Genomic DNA, 15,991 nt, shown 5'->3' with positions numbered 1-15,991 from the left:
TGCCTGGGCCGGGCCTCGGCTATTTGGGCTGGAACTCGGACGCGTTCCCGACGAGGGCCAGGGTGCCGCCCAGCCCGATCATCATCACCCCGCCCGTCGTGCCCAGCGCGGCGATCCGGCGCGGTGAACTGGCGAACCAGTGACGCGCGGTCCCGGCGGCCAGGGCCCACGCGCTGTCCGAAACCAGGGCGATCAGCAGGAACAGCGCTCCGAGGATTCCCAGCTGCAGCGGGATCGCCCCGGCCGAGTAGTCCACGAACTGCGGGAGCACGGCGACGAAGAACACGATGGACTTGGGGTTGGTGGCCCCCACGATGAACCCCTCGCGGAGCATCCGGAAAGTGGACGACGGGCGAGTCGGGTCCGCCGCGGCCGGGCCCGCGCCGCGGTGCCGGATCGCCTGGATGCCCAGATAGACGAGGTAGGCGGCCCCGGCGAACTTGACCACGTCGAACAGCAGGAGGGACTGGGCCAGCACCACGCCGACGCCGAGCGCCACGGTGGTGACCTGTACCAGTTCGCCCAACGCGTTGCCGAGCACGCTCAGGAGTCCGCCCTTGCGTCCCAGAGCCAGCGTCCGTCCGATCACGAACAGCACGCTGGGCCCCGGGACGGCAATCAGGACGAACGCGGCAAGCGCGAAGGTGAGCAGGTTCGTGGCGGGGACCATGCCTGATCTTAACTCCGGGGTGCGCCCGGCGGGAGGCCCGCCTACGGCGCCGGCTGCACCGGCGCGGTGCCGGCGGGTTCGCCAGCGCTCATGCCGGCGGTCTCGTTCGCGGTTTCGTCCACGAGGTCGGCACGGACGCGGCCGTGGCCGCGGACCCAGAGGCGGTACGCAACCACCAGCAACCCGAGCCAGACAGCGCCCACGTAGAGCGCCACCCGGGTGTCTTCAAAAGCGCCGAGGATCGCGATGACGAGTGCCATAAAGACGATGGTCAGCACGGAGGCGGCTGGCCACCACGGGGAGGGGAACTCCGACGCCGGCAGGTTCTTGCGCGCGATTTCGCGCTTCATCGCGACGTGGGAGGCGAGGATCATGACCCAGACCCAGACCGTGGCGAAGGTCGCGATCGAGGCGATCAGCAGGAACACGTCCTCGGGGATCACCGCGTTCAGCACCACGCCCACCAGCAGGATGCCGGCCATCATCACCACGGTCAGCCATGGCACACCGTGCCGGGAGACCTTGCCGAAACTGGCGGGGGCGTGCCCCTGCCGGGCCAGGCCGAAGAGGATCCGGCCGGCCCCGAAGATGTCGCTGTTAATCGCCGACAACGCGGCGGTGATCACCACGGCGTTGAGGATGTGGGGTGCGGCCGGAATGCCCAGGCCGCTGAAGATCTGTACGAACGGGCTGCCGTTGGTACCGATCTCGTTCCACGGGAACAGGCTCATCAGCACGCCGAGGGTCAGCACGTAGAACAGCAGTACCCGGACCGGAACCGTGTTGACGGCCTTCGGGATGACCGACTTCGGATCGGCTGCCTCGCCGGCCGTGACGCCGATCGTCTCGATCCCGCCGAAGGCGAACATCACGACGGCGAACGAGGCCAGGAGTCCTTCGAAGCCGTTGGGGAACAGTCCGCCGTGCTCCACGAGGTTGCCCAGGCCCGGGGCCACGGTGGCGCCTCCGGCCTGGAAACCGAACGCGATGATGGCGGCCCCGCCGGCGATCATCGCGACGATAGCCACGACCTTGATCAGCGAGAACCAGAATTCGAGTTCGCCGAAGACTTTCACGCTCAGCAGGTTCAGCGCCGCGAGGAAGAAGATGATGGCCAGGACCCAGATCCAGCGTTCCACCGCGGGGAACCAGAACCCCATGTAGATGCTGAAGGCGGTGACGTCCGCGATGGCTACGATGGCCATCTCGAACACGTACGTCCAGCCGGTCACGAAGCCGGCGAGCGGGCCGAGGTAGCGGCTCGCGTACTGTCCGAAGGAGCCCGACACCGGGTGCCGCACCGCCATCTCGCCCAGGGCCCGCATCACCATGAAGACGGCCGCGCCGCCGATCATATAGGCGAACAACACGGCCGGGCCGGCCTTCTGGATCGCCGAGGCGGAGCCGTAGAACAGTCCCGTGCCGATGGCCGATCCCAGGGCCATGAAGCGGATGTGCCGGACGTTGAGCCCCCGGCTCAGGACGGTCTCGACGGCTCCGCCGGCGATTGCCCGGGCTGAAGGGGGTGCTGCCTCGGCGGCGGTCTGGGCTTGTTGCATGCGAATACCTTCTCGTCGTTGGGAGGGGGATCGCTATCCAGCAGACCATGTCCGGCCGGGCTGTGATGAGTCTCACCGGCAACCGGTGTCTTCGATTTCAGACTGCGCGGCGGGAGCGAAAACTTTCCGACGTCGAAAACCCTTGACGCCATGTCAAAGTTTCTTTACCTTGGGAGATGTCAGCTTTGTTTTACATGGGAGCAGAAATGTCCTTTGAAGAGAAGATCGCATGGGTCATGGGCGCGCTGGCGGTCGCGGCCTACGCCGTCTACCTCGCAATCGTGCTGGCACTGTCCGGTTCCATACCGTTGACCGAGGTGCCGTATGCGGCGCCGCTGCTGTGGACGGTGGGCGGCTCGATCGTGGCCTCCATCGTGCTGCACACCATCATCCGGGCGTTCTCAGCCCAAGAAGCCGGCATCAGGGATCAGCGCGACAAGGAGATCTACCGCTTCGGCGAGTCCGTCGGCCAGTCCTTCCTCGTCATCGGGGGAGTGGCGGCCCTGGTCATGGCGATGGCCGAGGCGGACCACTTCTGGATCGCGAATGCCATCTGCCTGGCCTTCTTCCTCTCGGCGATCCTGGGCTCCGCGGCGCAAATCGTCGCCTACCGCCGGGGCTTCCAGCCATGGTGAAGCCGACCAGGGTCACCAACTCGATCCGCCGCCTGCGGTTTGAACGGGGAGAGCTGACCCAGGCGGAGCTCGCCGAACGCATCGGAGTGACCCGCCAGACCGTCATTGCCATCGAACAGGGCCGCTATTCGCCCTCGCTCGAACTGGCTTTCCAGATTGCCCACGTCCTCAGGGTTCCCCTCGACGACGTGTTCCAGTACCCCGCCCCTGAAGGAGAAACACCATGAAAGCGATCATTCAAGACGTTTACGGTTCCACGGAGGTCCTGGAACTGCGCGACGTCGACAAGCCCGTGCCCGGCGACGACGACGTCCTTATCCGGGTCCGTGCGGCCGGCGTGGACCAGGGGGTCTGGCACCTCATGACCGGGCTGCCGTACCTGACCCGCGCCGTCGGCTTCGGCCTGAGGGCGCCCAAGACCGGCATCCGCGGCCGGGAGGTTGCCGGGGAAGTGGAAGCGATCGGCAAGAACGTGGTGGGATTCCGTCCCGGCGACGAAGTTTTCGGCACGTGCGAGGGTTCCTTTGCCGAATATGCGTGTGCCAAGGAAGGCAAGCTGGCGCAGAAGCCGGCGAACCTCAGTTTTGAGCAGGCGGCCGCCGTGCCGATCTCCGCCGTGACGGCGCTCCAGGGGCTCCGCGACAGCGGGCAGGTCCAGCCCGGACAGGACGTCCTCATCGTAGGTGCCGGAGGAGGCGTCGGCGCCTACGCCGTCCAGCTGGGGAAGGCCTTCGGCGCGCAGGTCACGGGCGTCTGCAGCACCGGGAAGCTGGAGCTGGTCCGCGCAGTCGGCGCGGACCACGTCATCGACTACAAGCATGACGACTTCGCCGACGGCCGGAAACAGTACGATCTCATCCTCGACACCGCGGGCAACCGCCGGCTCTCGGTCCTCCGCCGGGCACTCAAGCCGCACGGAACCCTGGTCATTGTCGGCGGGGAAGGCGGCGGCAGATGGACCGGCGGCTTCGGGCGCTCGCTCCGGGCCGCGGCGCTGTCCCCCTTCGTGGGCCAGAAGCTCAAGGGCCTCCTGGCGGTCGAAGGGGCCCAGGACCTCCGCGCCCTGGCGGACCTCATCGAAGCCGGCACCGTGAAGCCGGTCATCGACCGGAGCTTCGCGCTGGGCGACGCCCCGGCCGCCATCCAGTACATGCACGAGGGGCGGGCGCGCGGCAAGGTTGTTGTCACCGTGTGAGCGGCAACCCGGCCATGGCGCCGTGTGGCGCCGGGCGTCGCCGGACCGGGCCGGACCGTGGCCCTAGGTGTCGCCATCGGCGGACCGCCGGTCGAGTTCGGCCAGATGGGCCGCATTGCCGCGCAGTGCAGGCTCATACCGGGTGACGTCCTCGCTGCGGATACGGTCCGCGGCCAGCTCGAGGAGCTCGGCGACTGCGGCATCGCTGCGGGACGCGGCGTGCAGTGAGAGTGCCAGGAACAGGCGGACCGAGTCGGATTCGGGGAACTCCGCCCGGGCACGCCGCAGGGCGGTGAGGGATTCGTCGAAGAGCCCGAGGTTCCGCAGTGTGCTGCCGTACTGCAGCAGGCAGCGGCGAAGGGTGTCGCCCTCCAGCCCGCCCTCCATCGCCTGCTCGTAGTAGCCGCGGGCGCGTTCCTCCGCGCCGGCGGTGTCGTAGGATCCGCCCACCTCGTAGAGGACAAAGGGGTTGCCGGGGTGGTGTGCCAGGAGCTCCCGGAAGTAGTCGATTGTCGGCTGCATGTTGTCCCGGTCGCGGTTCCGGAAGCCTTCCCGGATGGCGGCGTCGAGTTCCGGTGTCTGGAAGTGGGTCATGGGCCTTTTCTAGCCGACGGCGGGCGGACCGCCGTCGGGACACGCGGGCCGGCCATTCACCGGTATCCGGCGGCGTCCGCCGGCAGGCCGGCATCCTGGACTTGCACCAGATGCCGCCAGCAGTCGGGCCGGGAACCATCGACGTCGGTGAAGCCGTACTCGAGTGCCAGCCAGCCGGAGGAAAAGGAGCCTCCGCTGCGCCCGAAGACGCCGGGGTCGGCGGCGAGGGCCGCGACGGCACGCCCGACGGCGCGCGGGCTCTCCGAGATCGCGGCAAAGTGCGGCTGGACCGCGGCGGCGTCCCGCCAGTTCGCCTCGGTCACGCCGAAGTGCTCAAGCATCATCTCCGAGCGCATCCAGCCGGGCGGCAGGGCCACCGCGGAGCAGCCGTAAGGCTTCAGATCCTCGGCCTGGCTGAAGGCGAGCCGGAGGACGGCGGCCTTGGCGAGGTCCTAGAACACCGAGACCCGGTCGTGACCAGGTGGGTGTCGACGGCGAGATGCAGGATCCGGAGCCTGGCCTCCAGATCGTGGGACCACAGCGGCGTGTTCCACTCGATCAGGTCTTCGCCGCCCCAGATATCGTTGACCAGGATGTCCAGCCGGCCCTGCTCGGCGTCGATCCGCTGCACGAGTTCCCGCACCTGGCCGGGCTCGCGGTGATCGACCGCGACGGCGATGCCCGTGCCGCCGGCCGCGCTCACCAGTGCCGCCGTCTCCTCGATGGTTTCCGGCCGGTTGTAGTCCGAGCGGCGGCCCAGCGCCGAGCGGCCGGTGCAGTACACGGTCGCGCCGGCTTCACCGAACGCGACGGCGGTTCCGCGGCCAGCGCCGCGCGTGGCCCCGGCCACGAGGGCCACTATGTCCGAGAGGTCCGGTTTCATGCCTTCCCCATTCCGTGATTCCGTCGCTCATCAACGCGGGCTTGTTCAACGGCAATCGAAACACCCCCGGGTCCGGGCGGCCAGGGGCCGAGGCCCCGCCGCGCCGCGAAGTGTCTGGAAGTCCAGACATGCGGGTGTCGCACACGCTTTCCGGGACCCCCGGAAGGGCGCATGCTTAAGTACGGGATACCGGACACTGCCCAACCAGAAGAGGACCGATGCAAGCCACCAGCACCACCTTGGGCGGCACTGCCCTGAGCGGCGATGCTCCAAGCGGCCCTGCCGCGGATGCCGCTCTCAGCGGCACTGCCGCGGACGCCGCCGTCGTCGAATCCCCGCCCCAGCCGGCCGCCGCCAGAACCGTGCCCAAGGCGACATCCAAGGTGCCCGCGGCGGAGAACACCCTGCGCATCCTCAAGCTGCTCGCGTCCAAGCGCGGGCCGATGGCGGCGTCGAACATAGCCACGGCGCTGGGCCTGCCGCGCTCCAGTGTCTACCACCTGCTCGGCGTGATGGAGGCCAACGGGTTCGTGCTGCACCTCCACGAGGAGCAGCGGTACGGCCTCGGCATCAGCGCCTTCGAGCTCAGCTCCGCCTATTCGAGGCAGGAACCGCTGTCCCGGCTGGGCCGGCCGATGCTCGCCGCGCTCGTGGACATGATCGGCGAAAGCGCGCACCTCGCCGTGCTCCACGGCCGGGATGTGCTCTACATCGTCGAGGAGCGGGCCAAGAACCGGCCGTCGCTCGTGACCGACGTCGGCGTCCGGCTTCCCAGCCACCTCACGGCGAGCGGGCGGGCCATCCTCGCCGCGCTGCCGAAGTCCCAGGTGCGGGCGCTGTACCCGAACGCGGCCGCCTTCAGCGCCCGGCACGAGACCGAATCGCCCATCATGAAGTACTCGGCGCTGTCCTCGCACCTCGACCAGGTCCGGCAGCGCGGCTACGCCACCGAACACGGCGAGGTGACGCCCGGCTTCGGCTCGATCGCGGCCGCCGTCACGGACCACGTGGGCTGGCCGACGGCGGCCGTCGCCGTGACCTTCCTGGAGGACAAGCTGCCCCCGGAGCAGTGGCCGGCCCTCGCCGCGCGGGTGCAAAAGTCCGCCAACGAACTTTCGGTCCGGATCCACGGCCGCCCGCAGCCCGGCTGACCGCCCCAACCCCGTCCGGTTGCGCTATCACTCAGGGCTCCCATTCGCCCGGTTTAGCCACTGGAAGTGATAGCGCAACGGGAGAGGGGCGGGTCTGGAATCCCGGACAGCACCCGCCCGGACGCCCTGTTTCCGCGGCGGCGGACGCGCTTTAGTTGATACAGAACCTCATTCCTCCCGAACAACCCGGGAAACATTCAAGACAAGAAGGAGTCCTCATGGCACCCGCCGATTTCACCACCGGTGCCCGCCCGGTCAAAGCAGCCCGCGGCACCGAGATCACCGCCAAGAGCTGGCAGACCGAAGCCCCGCTGCGCATGCTCATGAACAACCTGGACCCCGAGGTTGCCGAACGCCCCGATGACCTGGTGGTCTACGGCGGCACCGGCCGCGCCGTCCGGTCCTGGGCCGCGTTCGACGCCATCACCCGCACCCTCGAGACCATGGAAAACGACGAGACCCTCCTGGTCCAGTCCGGCAAGCCGGTCGGCGTCTTCCGCACCAACGAATGGGCCCCGCGCGTGCTGCTGGCCAACTCCAACCTCGTCGGCGACTGGGCCAACTGGCCCGAGTTCCGCCGGCTCGAGGCGGAGGGCCTCATGATGTACGGCCAGATGACCGCCGGGTCCTGGATCTACATCGGCACCCAGGGCATCCTGCAGGGCACCTTCGAAACGTTCGCCGCGATCGCCCGCAAGCTCACCGGGGACGAGGATGGCACCCTCGCCGGCACCCTGACTCTCACCGGCGGCTGCGGCGGCATGGGCGGCGCCCAGCCGCTCGCCGTCACCCTGAACGACGGCGCCTGCCTGATCGTCGACGTCGACGAGAGCCACCTGCGCCGCCGCGCCGGCAAGCGCTACCTGGACGAGGTCGAAACCGACCTCGACACCGCCATCGCCAAGGTCCTCAAAGCCAAGGAAGAGCGCCGCGGCTGGTCCGTGGGCTACGTCGGCAACGCAGCCGAGGTCTTCCCCGAGATCCTGCGCCGCCACAACGCCTGCGAGCTCACGGTCGACATCGTCACGGACCAGACCTCCGCGCACGACCCCCTGAGCTACCTCCCCGAGGGCATCACGGTGCAGGAATGGCACCGCGAGGCCGCCGCTGATCCGGAGGGCTTCACCAAGAAGGCCCAGGCCTCCATGGCCAAGCACGTGGCGGCCATGGTCGAGTTCCAGGACGCCGGCGCCGAGGTCTTCGACTACGGCAACTCCATCCGCGACGAGGCCCGCAAGGGCGGCTACAACCGCGCCTTCGAATTCCCCGGCTTTGTCCCGGCGTACATCCGGCCGCTGTTCTGCGAGGGCCTCGGCCCGTTCCGCTGGGTCGCGCTCTCCGGTGACCCCGAGGACATCGCCGTCACGGACAAGGCCATCAAGGAACTCTTCCCCGAGAACAAGCACCTGCACCGCTGGATCGACGCCGCGCAGGAACGGGTCGAATTCGAGGGCCTGCCGGCCCGCATCTGCTGGCTGGGCTACGGCGACCGCGCCAAGGCCGGCCTGCTGTTCAACCAGCTCGTCAAGGAAGGCAAGGTCAAGGCGCCCATCGTGATCGGCCGCGACCACCTCGACTCCGGCTCCGTCGCATCCCCGTACCGCGAGACCGAAGCCATGGCCGACGGCTCGGACGCCATCGCCGACTGGCCGCTGCTCAACGCCCTGCTCAACACCGCCTCCGGCGCCACCTGGGTCTCCATCCACCACGGCGGCGGCGTCGGCATCGGCCGCTCCATCCACGCCGGCCAGGTCTCCGTCGCCGACGGCACCGATCTCGCCGCGCAGAAGCTCGAACGCCTCCTCACCAACGACCCCGGCATGGGCGTCATCCGCCACGCCGACGCCGGCTACGACCGCGCCGTCGAGGTCGCCCAGGAACGCGGCGTCCGCATCCCGATGAACGAAAAGTAGGCATCATAATGACTATCACCACCCACTCACCGCTCACCGTCACCCTCGGCTCGAGCGGCGTCACGCCCGAGGACGTCGTCGCCGTCGCCCGCCACGACGCCCACGTCACCATCGCCCAGGACGCCCTGGACGCCGTCGCCAAAGTCCGGGCCCACATCGACGACCTCGCCCACAGCGCGACTCCGGCCTACGGCATCTCCACCGGCTTCGGCGCCCTTGCCAACCGGCACATCCCCAACGAGCTGCGCACCCAGCTGCAGAAATCCCTCATCCGCAGCCACGCCGCCGGCATGGGCCCGGCCGTGGAACGCGAAGTGGTCCGCGGCATCATGTTCCTGCGCGCCAAGACCCTCGCCTCCGGCCGCACCGGCGTGCGCCCGGTGGTGCTGCAGACCATGGTGGACGTGCTCAACGCCGGCATCACCCCGGTGGTCCGCGAATTCGGCTCGCTCGGCTGCTCCGGCGACCTCGCGCCCCTCTCGCACTGCGCCCTGGTCCTGATGGGCGAAGGCGAAGCGACCGGCCCCGACGGCGAGCTGTACGGCGCCAGGGGCGGCCGTCCCGTCGCCGAGCTCCTCGCCGCGCACGGGATTGAACCCGTCACCCTCGCCGAGAAGGAGGGCCTGGCCCTCGTCAACGGCACCGAGGGCATGCTCGGCATGCTCCTGATGGCCATCGCGGACATCCGCCAGCTGCTCACGACGGCGGACATCACCGCCGCGCTGAGCGTCGAGGCGCTGCTCGGCACCGACCAGGTGTTCCTGCCCGAGCTGCACGCCGCGCTGCGCCCGCACCCCGGCCAGGCCGCTTCCGCAGACAACATGCTGCGGGTCCTGTCCAACTCCCCGATCGTGGCCTCACACCGGATCAACGACACCAAGGTCCAGGACGCCTACTCGCTGCGCTGCGCACCCCAGGTGGCCGGCGCCGTCCGCGACACCGTGGACCACGCTGCCATGGTCGCCTCCCGCGAACTCGCCGCGGCGATCGACAACCCGGTGGTCCTGCCGGATGGTCGGGTCAGCTCGAACGGCAACTTCCATGGCGCACCGGTGGCGTATGTGCTCGACTTCCTGGCCATCGCCGTCGCGGACCTGAGCTCCATTGCCGAGCGCCGGACCGACCGGATGCTGGACCCGGCCCGCTCGCACGGACTGCCGGCCTTCCTGGCCGCGGACCCCGGCGTCGATTCCGGCCTCATGATCGCCCAGTACACCCAGGCCGGGCTCGTCTCGGACAACAAGCGGCTGGCCGTCCCGGCGTCGGTGGACTCGATCCCGAGCTCCGCGATGCAGGAGGACCACGTCTCCATGGGCTGGCACGCGGCCCGCAAGCTCCGCCGCGCCGTCGAGAATCTGCGCCGCGTCCTGGCGATCGAACTCGTGACCTCGGCCCGCGCCCTCGACATCCGCACCCAGCTCTCCGACGGAGAGCTCACCCCGGGCCCTGCCGGCACCGCCGTGATCGCCGCATTGCGCGACGTCGTCGACGGCCCGGGCACCGACAGGTTCCTGTCACCGGAACTCGAGGCGGCGGACCTGCTGGTCGCCTCGGGCAAGGTCCGTGCGGCGGCCGAATCCGCCGTCGGGAATCTCGCCTGAGGGAAAACAAAATGCAGTTTCCGTAAACATTTTCCGGCGCCCCCGAAATACTCTGCAACACGGCCAGCGGGGGCCCGGGAACTGTAGTACTAATGGAGAGCCACACCAATGAAGTTGTGACAAGGAACATATACAAAGGGGTAGAAGTTCAATGAAAGCACGCGGGACTGTTATGTCCAGGCGCCTGGCATCCACCACCACGGTTTCCGACTGGCGGAGCCTCAAGGCCGGAGACCGGGTCGAAATCCTCAAGCACGCACAGGTTTTGGCGGCAGGTGAAGTTGAAGAAGTCTCAGTGAGCGGCAACGTGCTCTGGCTGGTCCCGGCGGGCCCGTCCGAGACGCAGCTTTTCCTGAAGTCCGACGGCGTCCAGGTGCGCCGCAGCTAGCCGCAACTGTATTACCAGAAAGTCCCCGCCACGGCCCCGGCCTGGTGGGGACTTTCTGCGTTCAGGGGCCTTACGTCCGGCGCTGCTAGTGGGCCGCGAACGGGGGCGGGCCCAGCAGCACGATCCCGCCGTTCCTGCGTGCCGAGTCCTGGACTTTGCCGAAGTCCACGTCGCCGGGAGGGTCGGCGGGGGAGCAAGGTGTGCTGGCGTCCCAGTAGAAGGCCTCGCAGCAGCCGGGGGTGTGCAGGCAGAGCATGCGGGCGGATTCGGACAGCACCAGAAAGGCGTGCGGAACGCCCCGCGGTGCCACGGCCAGCCCGCCGGGGCCGATCCGGTGCTCGTTCCCGTCCATGTGCATGAGGATCTCGCCCTCGAGGATGTACATGGTCTCGTCGGAATCGGGGTGCGCGTGCAGCGGTGTCATCTTGTCCCCGGACATCTCGTCCTCGAAGAGAAGGAATGCGCCGCCGGTCTCCGCCGCCCTGGCTTTCCAGGTGTGGACTCCGCCGCCGAAGAACCAGCGCCGCTCGCCCTGGCCTTCCGCGCGGATGATGGCTGCCGGGCTGCTGACCGTTTCCATAGGATCGCCTCTTCCACTTACTTATGGGACTGGCGTCCCATAACAAGACTCGGGTACCATAAGATCCATGTCAACCCCCTATCAGGACGCCGGCCGGGCGGGGCAGAAGCGCCGCACGTTTGAGGCGCTGGTGGCTGCCGCCCGCGAGGCCGTGGCTGCCGGGGAGGCCCCCACTGTGGACGGCACCGCCGCGGCGGCCGGGATCGCACGGAGTACCGCCTACCGCTACTTCCCGGGCCAGCGTGAGCTCCTGGCTGCGGCCCATCCGGAGACCGCCCGCGCGTCCCTGTTGCCGCCGGAGCCGCCGGAGGATCCGGCGGCTCGGCTCGACGCCGTCGTGCTGGAATTTACCCGGCTGATCGTCGCCACCGAGGGGCAGCAGCGGACCATGCTCAGGCTCTCGCTCGAGCGCGGGCCGGGGGAACAGGCGGCGCCGCTGCCGCTGCGGCAGGGGCGTGCGATCGCCTGGATCGAGGAGGCGCTGCAGCCGCTGCGGGACAGTTTCCCGGAAGCCGGGCTCCGGGCGCTGGCCGTGGCCATCCGCAGTGCCATCGGGATTGAGTCCCTCGTCTGGCTGACGGACATCGGCGGGCTCTCGCGGGAAGAGGCGGTGGCGTCGATGCGCTGGTCCGCGCAAGCCCTGCTGGCCCGGACCCTGGCGTCCGGACCGCCGCCTACCCCAGCAGCGTCGTGATCAGCCGGGCGGCCACCTTGGCGGTGCGGCCGTCGATGTCGAACGCCGGGTTCAGCTCGGCGATGTCCAGGTGCAGGAGTTTCCCGCTCGCAGCCACCTGCCGGCAGACGGCGCTGATCACCGGCAGCGGCACACCGTAGGCCGCCGGCGCGCTCACTCCCGGGGCCACCCCGGCCGGCAGCACGTCCAGATCGATGGTCAGGTATAGCGCGTCCACCTGCGCCAGGAAAGCCGCCACAAAGGTGTGCGCGGACTCCGCCGAGCAGTCCTCATCCAGCAGGTAGTCCACCCCAAGGTCCGCGGCCGTGCGGAACAGGGCCCGGGTGTTGTTCGGCTCGGAAATCCCGACGACGGCGTACTGCAGTTCGCGGCCCGCGGCGGCTTCCGCCCGGGCCATCTGCAGGAACGGGGTGCCGGAGCTGGGCACGGGCTCGTCGCGGAGGTCGAAGTGCGCATCGAGGTTCAGCACCCCCACGCGGAGTCCTTCCCGGACCGCCGCGGATCCGGCCACGCCAAGGTAGCTGGCAAAGGCGGTCTCGTGCCCGCCGCCCAACACCACGGGAAGCCGGCCGGCGTCGAGCAGCCGGGTGATGGCGAGTCCGGCGCGGGCCTGCCCTGCCTCCAGCGCGTCCCCGGCCACGGTGACGTCCCCGGCGTCGTGCACGTCCCGGGACAGGTGGAACGCGAGCGGGCCGAGCGCGGCTCGGATGGCGGTGGGAGCGGCGGCGGCGCCCGTGCGGCCCTTGTTGCGCCGCACCCCGGCGTCGCTGCCGAAGCCGAGGAGGACGGCGGGCCGCGCACCGGAGGAGGCCGCCGGGACTGTGCGGGGACTGTACGGGGTGACGGCCTGCCACCAGCGGCGGTGCTCGGCTCCGTCGCCGTCGAACCGGCCGGTCCACGGCTGCGGCGGGACATCAACGGAGAGCGCGGGAGAAACCATGCCCCTAGCTCACCGCAGCCCGGCCCGGAAAACCAGCAGCGCCGCCGTCGAGCTGTCCGGAATCCCGGAAACCATGCTTAAACAGCGCCGAGAGGGCCCGCGCCCGAAGGGTTCCCTGACAGAGCTTGCGAGGTTAGGGCGTGGGTGGGGAGACATTTTCACGGCACTGTCCGGGAAACACTGCCGTGAAATGTCATCTCGGCGGAAGGGACGGCGCGGGTGCTGGCGTCAGTGCATGCCGAGCGCTGCTTCGATCGGGCCGATGGCGAAGAACAGCAGGAACGCGCCCGCCACGGCCCACATCAGCGGGTGTACTTCGCGGGCGCGGCCCTCGAAGGTGCGGATCAGGACGAAGGCAATGAAGCCGGCGCCCAGGCCGTTGGCGATCGAGTAGGTGAACGGCATCAGCGTGAAGGTCAGGAACGCCGGAATCGCGATGCCCCAGTCCTGCCAGTCGATCTTGCCCACCTGGGCGACCATCATGAAGCCGACGACGACGAGTGCCGGAGCCACGGCCTCGAACGGCACAAGGTTGATCAGCGGGGTGAAGAACATGGCGACGAGGAACAGCAGGCCCGTGACGATCGAGGCCAGCCCGGTGCGGGCGCCCTCGCCGATGCCGGCACCGGATTCGACGTAGATCTGGTTCGAGGAGACCGAGGCGCCGCCGCCGATGATCGCGCCGAGGGCGTCCACCTGGAGCACGCGGTCAACGTTGGGGATGTTGCCGTCCTTGTCGATGGTGCCGGCCTCGGTGGCCAGGCCCACCATGGTGCCCATGGCGTCGAAGAAGATGCTCAGCAGGATTACGAACGCCAGCAGCGTCGCCGCGACGAAGCCGAGGTGTTCGAAGGCGCCCAGCGGGTTGGCCTTGCCGATCAGGGACAGGTCGGGGGCAGCCCATTCGGAGAACGCCGGCGCCACGAGGGACCAGCCCTGCGGGTTGTAATTCGTGCCGTCAAAGCTCGGGCCGATGTGCAGCGTGAATTCCAGGATCACGGACAGGATGGTCGACGTGACGATGCCGATCAGGATCGCACCCTTCACCTTGCGGACCACGAGCGCGATGGTCAGGATCAGGCCGAAGACAAAAACGAGGGTCGGCCAGCCCAGGAGCTTGCCGTCGAAGCCCAGGCCGACCGGAACTGTGGTGCCGGCGACGTCCGGGATGCGGCGGACAAAGCCGGCATTGACCAGTCCGATCAGCGCGATGAACAGGCCGATGCCCACCACGATCGCGGTCTTCAGGCCCTCCGGGACGGCCTTGAACACGGCGGTCCGGAAACCGGTGAGGACCAGGATCAACATGGTGATGCCGGAGAGCATCACCAGGCCCATCATGTCCGGCCACGTCAGGCCGGGGTTGGTGGCCACCGTGACGGCGACGAAGGCGTTGACGCCCAGGCCGGTTGCCAGCGCGAAGGGATGCTTGGCCCAGGCCCCCATCAGGATCGTCAGGATGCCTGCGACGAACGCGGTGACCGCGGCGACGGCGGGGAAACCGAGGGTGGCGCCGGAGGAATCGGGACCGGAGAGGATCAGCGGATTCAGGACCACGATGTAGCTCATGGCGAAGAACGTGGCGAACCCTCCCCGGATCTCGCGCGAAAAGTTCGACCCCCGCTCGGAAATCTTGAAATACCGGTCGAGTGCAGAGCCCTGCTTGAGCATTAGTCCTCCGGGAGAAATGGGTGGGTACTTGAATCCTATTGGCCGCACATCAGCCGGCCCGGCAATTTCGCCTAGTCTGTAAGCAAGCCAACACTAGGAGTAGCCAACCCATGCGCCCGATCCGACAGCTCCTGAGCGCCCTGCTCGGGGCCATGATCTTCGCCGCCGCCCTGCTCGGTGCCGCCGCCCCGGCCTCGGCCCACGACACCGTGGAGTCCACCAGTCCGGCCGCCGGCGCCACGGTGGCGACGCCGCCGGAAACGGTCTCCGTCACGTTCAACAAGAACCCCCTGGCGCTGGGGTCCCAGATCCTGGTCACTGACGCTGCGGGAAGCAACTGGTCCGACGGCGGCGTCGAGATCGTGGACAACGTCGCCTCGCAGAAGCTCAAGCCGGGCGCCCCCGCGGGCGTGTTCACCGTGGCGTGGCGGGTGGCCAGCTCCGACGGGCACCCGATCGAGGGAACCTTCACCTTCACCGCCACGGCAGACGCGGACGGTTCGACGGCGGGCGGTTCAGCTGCGGCCGGGTCGACGGCGGCCCCTGCGGTCCCCACCCTGACCACGCCACAGCCGGGCACAACAGCGACGCCGGCCCCGGCGCCGGGCGGATCCGAACCGTTCCCCTGGAGCCTCGTGATCTTCATCGGAACGGCCGTGGGAATCCTGGTCGCCCTGGCGGTGATGGCCAAACGGCGCCTCGCCCCGGGCAACGAGGACAGCAAGGCCACCGGCGGCGGTGACGCGGAACCGGACGCCGCGGATCAGGCCCGCGACGGCGGCCGCTGAACGCCTGCCCGCTCAGGCCGGGGCAGCGAGGGCAAAGCCGCCGGACAACGCCGACGGAAAGCCGCCGGGATGGACCTTGGCGGAGATGGCGCTGCCTACAACCTTGGCCTGCCGCAGTACTTCCTTGGGTGTGGGGGTGATGAGCCCGCCCACGCCCACCAGATACATGCCCAGCGCGTGCATGGCTGCCATGAGGTTTTGCCCGACGGCCACGCCGAGCTGGGAGAGCATCCGGCGCAGCTGGCTGTGTGCGCAGCGGGTCAGGACCAGGTGGTCCGCCAGAAGGACGCCGCCCGGCGTGCGGACGGCCCACTGCTGGGTGGGGAATTCGGAATCGCCGGCGTCGAGGTGGTCCAGCTGCAGGGCCCTGATGTTGGTGCGGACGTCCAGCTTGTGGCTCGTCGCGTAGTTCCTCAGATGCCGCAGGATTTCGTTGCGTTCCCGCAGCGTGGCGGCATCTGCCGCGTCACACCGCTGCAGGGACGAGGTATTGGCCGGATGGCCCGCGCCCAGCAGATCGAGGCCGTCCACAATGATCGAGTCCACGCCTCGGCGCTGGAGTTCGCTGGCAACTGCCAGGCCCGACAGTCCCGTGCCGATGATTACAGCGGTGGTCCGCTCGATGCCCCCATGCACAGGCATGCTCAACACGGCAGGGTCCCTTCTCGAATGGTGCCAGTTCCGGGGCCATACCCCAAACACTTTTCCGTTGACCCGGTCCGGACGCCA

General features: G+C 68.9%; 18 protein-coding genes. 9 read left to right on the top strand and 9 right to left on the bottom strand.

The features are described 5' to 3' along the window. Positions 1-19: 19 nt before the first annotated feature. Entirely contained in the window at positions 20-670 is a 651-nt protein-coding gene (locus ABIB51_RS02530) for a LysE family translocator (protein WP_354185151.1), read from the bottom strand. 41 nt (positions 671-711) lie between these two features. Next, positions 712-2,229, bottom strand: coding sequence for an amino acid permease (locus tag ABIB51_RS02525; protein WP_354185149.1), 1,518 nt, complete (start codon positions 2,227-2,229; stop codon positions 712-714). A gap of 206 nt (positions 2,230-2,435) precedes the next feature. Between ABIB51_RS02525 and ABIB51_RS02520 the strand changes: the two genes are divergently transcribed. The 3 genes from ABIB51_RS02520 to ABIB51_RS02510 are packed head-to-tail and all read left to right on the top strand — an operon-like array spanning position 2,436 to position 4,059. Then, entirely contained in the window at positions 2,436-2,864 is a 429-nt protein-coding gene (locus ABIB51_RS02520) for a hypothetical protein (protein WP_354185147.1), read from the top strand. Next, complete coding sequence (locus ABIB51_RS02515; RefSeq protein WP_354185145.1) at positions 2,858-3,091, top strand: helix-turn-helix transcriptional regulator; 234 nt, start codon at positions 2,858-2,860, stop codon at positions 3,089-3,091. The genes ABIB51_RS02520 and ABIB51_RS02515 overlap by 7 nt, the downstream gene beginning before the upstream one ends. Then, complete coding sequence (locus ABIB51_RS02510; RefSeq protein WP_354185143.1) at positions 3,088-4,059, top strand: NAD(P)-dependent alcohol dehydrogenase; 972 nt, start codon at positions 3,088-3,090, stop codon at positions 4,057-4,059. Before ABIB51_RS02515 ends, ABIB51_RS02510 begins: the two co-directional genes overlap by 4 nt. Before the next feature lie 63 nt (positions 4,060-4,122). Here ABIB51_RS02510 and ABIB51_RS02505 read toward each other — a convergent pair whose 3' ends face one another. From ABIB51_RS02505 to ABIB51_RS02495, 3 genes are read right to left on the bottom strand one after another with little or no spacing between them, the layout of a single operon-like run. Further along, the gene (locus tag ABIB51_RS02505; RefSeq protein WP_354185141.1) at positions 4,123-4,653 is read right to left on the bottom strand and encodes a tetratricopeptide repeat protein; all 531 of its coding nucleotides are present in this window, start codon (positions 4,651-4,653) and stop codon (positions 4,123-4,125) included. Between the two features lie 56 nt (positions 4,654-4,709). Next, a complete protein-coding gene (locus ABIB51_RS02500) occupies positions 4,710-4,997 on the bottom strand; it encodes an SDR family oxidoreductase (RefSeq protein ID WP_354185139.1) in 288 nt (95 codons plus the stop codon). Between the two features lie 53 nt (positions 4,998-5,050). Beyond that, positions 5,051-5,536, bottom strand: a complete 486-nt coding sequence (locus tag ABIB51_RS02495) for an SDR family NAD(P)-dependent oxidoreductase (protein ID WP_354185137.1) — start codon at positions 5,534-5,536, stop codon at positions 5,051-5,053. A gap of 218 nt (positions 5,537-5,754) precedes the next feature. Here ABIB51_RS02495 and ABIB51_RS02490 point away from each other — a divergent pair, with 218 nt between their 5' ends. From ABIB51_RS02490 to ABIB51_RS02475, 4 genes are all read left to right on the top strand, one after another. Further along, positions 5,755-6,687, top strand: coding sequence for an IclR family transcriptional regulator (locus ABIB51_RS02490; protein WP_354185135.1), 933 nt, complete (start codon positions 5,755-5,757; stop codon positions 6,685-6,687). Between the two features lie 218 nt (positions 6,688-6,905). Then, a complete protein-coding gene (gene hutU, locus ABIB51_RS02485; protein ID WP_354185133.1) occupies positions 6,906-8,600 on the top strand; it encodes a urocanate hydratase in 1,695 nt (564 codons plus the stop codon). Positions 8,601-8,608: 8 nt separating this feature from the next. After that, positions 8,609-10,201 carry a histidine ammonia-lyase gene (gene hutH, locus ABIB51_RS02480; protein WP_354185131.1) on the top strand — a complete coding sequence of 531 codons (1,593 nt, stop codon included), beginning with the start codon at positions 8,609-8,611 and terminating at the stop codon, positions 10,199-10,201. Between the two features lie 151 nt (positions 10,202-10,352). Beyond that, the gene (locus ABIB51_RS02475; protein ID WP_354185129.1) at positions 10,353-10,589 is read left to right on the top strand and encodes a hypothetical protein; all 237 of its coding nucleotides are present in this window, start codon (positions 10,353-10,355) and stop codon (positions 10,587-10,589) included. Positions 10,590-10,674: 85 nt separating this feature from the next. On the opposite strand, the gene ABIB51_RS02470 is transcribed toward ABIB51_RS02475, so the two are convergent. Further along, positions 10,675-11,169, bottom strand: a complete 495-nt coding sequence (locus tag ABIB51_RS02470) for a cupin domain-containing protein (protein ID WP_354185127.1) — start codon at positions 11,167-11,169, stop codon at positions 10,675-10,677. A 67-nt stretch (positions 11,170-11,236) separates the two neighbouring features. Here ABIB51_RS02470 and ABIB51_RS02465 point away from each other — a divergent pair, with 67 nt between their 5' ends. Further along, entirely contained in the window at positions 11,237-11,863 is a 627-nt protein-coding gene (locus ABIB51_RS02465) for a TetR/AcrR family transcriptional regulator (protein WP_354185125.1), read from the top strand. Here the strand turns inward: ABIB51_RS02465 and hutG are convergent. Beyond that, on the bottom strand, positions 11,844-12,803 hold the full coding sequence (gene hutG / locus ABIB51_RS02460; protein ID WP_354185123.1) for a formimidoylglutamase: 960 nt from the start codon (positions 12,801-12,803) through the stop codon (positions 11,844-11,846). The genes ABIB51_RS02465 and hutG overlap by 20 nt on opposite strands. A gap of 228 nt (positions 12,804-13,031) precedes the next feature. Continuing rightward, positions 13,032-14,474 (bottom strand): NCS2 family permease, encoded by a 1,443-nt coding sequence (locus ABIB51_RS02455; RefSeq protein ID WP_354185121.1) that lies wholly within the window; start codon positions 14,472-14,474, stop codon positions 13,032-13,034. A 110-nt stretch (positions 14,475-14,584) separates the two neighbouring features. Between ABIB51_RS02455 and ABIB51_RS02450 the strand changes: the two genes are divergently transcribed. Continuing rightward, positions 14,585-15,262: a copper resistance CopC family protein gene (locus tag ABIB51_RS02450; protein ID WP_354185119.1), complete on the top strand. Its 678-nt coding sequence runs from the start codon at positions 14,585-14,587 to the stop codon at positions 15,260-15,262. A gap of 12 nt (positions 15,263-15,274) precedes the next feature. On the opposite strand, the gene ABIB51_RS02445 is transcribed toward ABIB51_RS02450, so the two are convergent. Further along, entirely contained in the window at positions 15,275-15,904 is a 630-nt protein-coding gene (locus ABIB51_RS02445) for an FAD-dependent monooxygenase (protein ID WP_354185564.1), read from the bottom strand. Positions 15,905-15,991 lie beyond the last annotated feature (87 nt).

The organism is Arthrobacter sp. UYCu712, assembly GCF_040547005.1.
Taxonomy (GTDB): Bacteria; Actinomycetota; Actinomycetes; order Actinomycetales; family Micrococcaceae; genus Arthrobacter.
Note: the sequence above shows the minus strand (reverse complement) of the source record. Positions and strands in the feature narration are given on the sequence as shown.

What these genes read in the sequence shown, in the direction of transcription:
- ABIB51_RS02525 (WP_354185149.1), bottom strand. Translation starts at nt 2,229, where the DNA reads ATGCAACAAGCCCAGACCGCCGCCGAGGCAGCACCCCCTTCAGCCCGG.
- ABIB51_RS02505 (WP_354185141.1), bottom strand. Translation starts at nt 4,653, where the DNA reads ATGACCCACTTCCAGACACCGGAACTCGACGCCGCCATCCGGGAAGGC.
- ABIB51_RS02445 (WP_354185564.1), bottom strand. Translation starts at nt 15,904, where the DNA reads ATGCCTGTGCATGGGGGCATCGAGCGGACCACCGCTGTAATCATCGGC.
- ABIB51_RS02450 (WP_354185119.1), top strand. Translation starts at nt 14,585, where the DNA reads ATGCGCCCGATCCGACAGCTCCTGAGCGCCCTGCTCGGGGCCATGATC.
- ABIB51_RS02515 (WP_354185145.1), top strand. Translation starts at nt 2,858, where the DNA reads ATGGTGAAGCCGACCAGGGTCACCAACTCGATCCGCCGCCTGCGGTTT.
- ABIB51_RS02500 (WP_354185139.1), bottom strand. Translation starts at nt 4,997, where the DNA reads ATGATGCTTGAGCACTTCGGCGTGACCGAGGCGAACTGGCGGGACGCC.
- ABIB51_RS02465 (WP_354185125.1), top strand. Translation starts at nt 11,237, where the DNA reads ATGTCAACCCCCTATCAGGACGCCGGCCGGGCGGGGCAGAAGCGCCGC.
- ABIB51_RS02470 (WP_354185127.1), bottom strand. Translation starts at nt 11,169, where the DNA reads ATGGAAACGGTCAGCAGCCCGGCAGCCATCATCCGCGCGGAAGGCCAG.
- hutG (WP_354185123.1), bottom strand. Translation starts at nt 12,803, where the DNA reads ATGGTTTCTCCCGCGCTCTCCGTTGATGTCCCGCCGCAGCCGTGGACC.
- hutU (WP_354185133.1), top strand. Translation starts at nt 6,906, where the DNA reads ATGGCACCCGCCGATTTCACCACCGGTGCCCGCCCGGTCAAAGCAGCC.
- hutH (WP_354185131.1), top strand. Translation starts at nt 8,609, where the DNA reads ATGACTATCACCACCCACTCACCGCTCACCGTCACCCTCGGCTCGAGC.
- ABIB51_RS02520 (WP_354185147.1), top strand. Translation starts at nt 2,436, where the DNA reads ATGTCCTTTGAAGAGAAGATCGCATGGGTCATGGGCGCGCTGGCGGTC.
- ABIB51_RS02490 (WP_354185135.1), top strand. Translation starts at nt 5,755, where the DNA reads ATGCAAGCCACCAGCACCACCTTGGGCGGCACTGCCCTGAGCGGCGAT.
- ABIB51_RS02495 (WP_354185137.1), bottom strand. Translation starts at nt 5,536, where the DNA reads ATGAAACCGGACCTCTCGGACATAGTGGCCCTCGTGGCCGGGGCCACG.
- ABIB51_RS02475 (WP_354185129.1), top strand. Translation starts at nt 10,353, where the DNA reads ATGAAAGCACGCGGGACTGTTATGTCCAGGCGCCTGGCATCCACCACC.
- ABIB51_RS02510 (WP_354185143.1), top strand. Translation starts at nt 3,088, where the DNA reads ATGAAAGCGATCATTCAAGACGTTTACGGTTCCACGGAGGTCCTGGAA.
- ABIB51_RS02455 (WP_354185121.1), bottom strand. Translation starts at nt 14,474, where the DNA reads ATGCTCAAGCAGGGCTCTGCACTCGACCGGTATTTCAAGATTTCCGAG.
- ABIB51_RS02530 (WP_354185151.1), bottom strand. Translation starts at nt 670, where the DNA reads ATGGTCCCCGCCACGAACCTGCTCACCTTCGCGCTTGCCGCGTTCGTC.